This window comes from Streptomyces sp. LS1784, from assembly GCF_020103755.1.
Classification (GTDB): Bacteria; Actinomycetota; Actinomycetes; order Streptomycetales; family Streptomycetaceae; genus Kitasatospora.
In genome coordinates, this window is record NZ_JAHSQD010000935.1 from 1 (window position 1) to 1964 (window position 1964).

The 1964-nt window shown below is 72.9% G+C and carries 2 protein-coding genes; both read left to right on the plus strand.

Annotated elements, in window-relative coordinates:
- Window positions 1-383: 383 nt before the first annotated feature.
- Window positions 384-1307 (plus strand): SigB/SigF/SigG family RNA polymerase sigma factor, encoded by a 924-nt coding sequence (locus tag KS423_RS44395; RefSeq protein WP_374120175.1) that lies wholly within the window; start codon window positions 384-386, stop codon window positions 1305-1307.
- 123 nt (window positions 1308-1430) lie between these two features.
- A partial coding sequence (locus KS423_RS44400; protein ID WP_224285353.1) for a DUF5133 domain-containing protein occupies window positions 1431-1964 on the plus strand: 534 nt, incomplete at its 3' end.

A 1964-nucleotide genomic window follows, 5' to 3' on the forward strand; every position in this document is an offset into this window, starting at 1 on the left:
CCCCGCCCGGGCCGGCGCGGCGCGCGTGGCCCGGGGGCTGTGCGCCCGAGGACGGTGGAAGCCGGTCCGACTGGAGGTCGTGCTCGCGGTGGTCCGGCCGGGCCACCGCGAGCGCTGGGTCTGGCGGCCGGGTCGGGACCCCGGGGGGTGAATTTGTGCCGGCGCGTGAGTACCCCGGAAACGGAGCAGGAAAACATCCGGATCGTGAGTTCGGAACCGGAACCCGGGGTAGAACCACTGGTGCAGCGGCCGTGTCCGAACCGGCTGCTCCAGCACCGTGGACGGTGCCACCGGGACCGCGCTTGAAGAAGCCGGGCACAGGTCCTGGGGGAAGAAGTCCGCGACGCACGAGGTGTGAGTCCGCACGCGTCGCCGGGCCCCCGATGCCCAGGAGAACTCACGTGTCCATCAACCTGGAAACCACCGATGAAGGAGTCGCGCCTCCGGGCCTTCCGCCCGACCTGCCGCCGAGACCGACGGCAGCCGAACTGCGCCGGATGGGGAAGTCCGAGGCACGCGAACTGAGCGACGCGCTGTTCGAGCGGCTGGCCGGGCTGGCCCGGGAGACCCACGCCTACAGCTACGTCCGCGGCACGATCATCGAGCTCAACATGCCGCTGGTGCGCTTCATCGCGGCCCGCTTCCGCCACCGCGCCGAGGACATGGACGACATCCTCCAGGTCGGCACGATCGGCCTGATCAAGGCCGTCGACGGTTACGACCCGCAACGCGGCGTCGAGTTCGTCACCTACGCGATCCCGACCATCGCCGGGGAGATCAAGCGCTTCTTCCGTGACACGTCGTGGCCGGTGCGGGTCCCACGCAGCATGCAGGAGCTCTACCTGTCCGTCGCCCGGGGCTCGGACCGCCTGGAACAGGAGCTCGGCCGGCTGCCGCAGCCCGAGGAGATCGCCGAGGAGCTGGACATCACCGTCGAGCAGGCCACCGAGGGGCTGATGGCGGGCCGGGTCTACCGCCCCGACTCCCTGGACGCGTTGCGTGACCAGGACACCGACGAGACGGGCAGCGCCCTGCTCGACCGCCTCGGCGACTGCGACCCCGGCATCGAACTCGTCGACTTCCGCATCGCCGTCCGCCCGCTGCTGGCCCGGCTGCCCGAGCGTGAGCAGACCGTCCTCAAACTGCGGTTCTGGGACGGGTGCACCCAGTCCCGGATAGCCGAGCGGATCGGTGTCTCCCAGATGCACGTCTCCCGGCTGCTCAGCGCCACCCTGGCCTGGCTGCGCGAGGAGCTGGAGGACCGGGAGGCCCCCGGCTGGGCCGACGAGCCTGAGGAAGCCGGCTGAGCGTCCTGCACCGCCCGCGGGCTGATCGCCGAGGGCCGGCCACCGAGGGCGGCCGACCGGCGGCGTGGTTCCGCTGCGTGATCGGCGCATACTTTCCGTAAACACACGGAGGTGCTCATGCCCATGGTGGATGTCGCGGCCCTCGGCCGACTGGTCGCGGAGTACGAGGCCCTGTCCTCGGCGGGCTCGCCGGAAGCCGGGCAGCGGCTGCGTGACGTCTGCTACACGATCGGCATCTACACGGGGGAGGCCGACGCGGCCCGTGCGATCGCCCGGGCCCGTGAGCTGCTGGACCGTCAGGGCCCGGCCGGCGTCGGCGGGGCGGCGGGCGGGGCCCGGGCGACGGACCGGGCCCGCGCGAAGCTGCTGGCCGTACTCGGCGAACTCGCTGCCCGCGAGCGGGCGCGGTCCGGGTCCTTCCCCACGCTGCACGACGTGGTGCAGCTGACCAGGGTCACCGTCCCGCACTGCGTGGGCGCCGCCGTCAGCACCTGGCACGACGACGGTTCGGTCGAGACCTTCGCGGCCACGCCGTCGTACCTGCTGGCCCTCGAACGCGCGCAGGGCGGGGCGGAGGCGGGCCCCCTGGCCCGGCTCCGCCGTCAGGGCGAGGGGCAGGTCGTGGTCCGGCTCGACCCGGGCCGGCCGGGCCGGTTC

Bases quoted from the DNA above. Each gene is read 5' to 3' on its own strand.
- KS423_RS44395 (WP_374120175.1), top strand. From the start codon at position 384: ATGCCCAGGAGAACTCACGTGTCCATCAACCTGGAAACCACCGATGAA.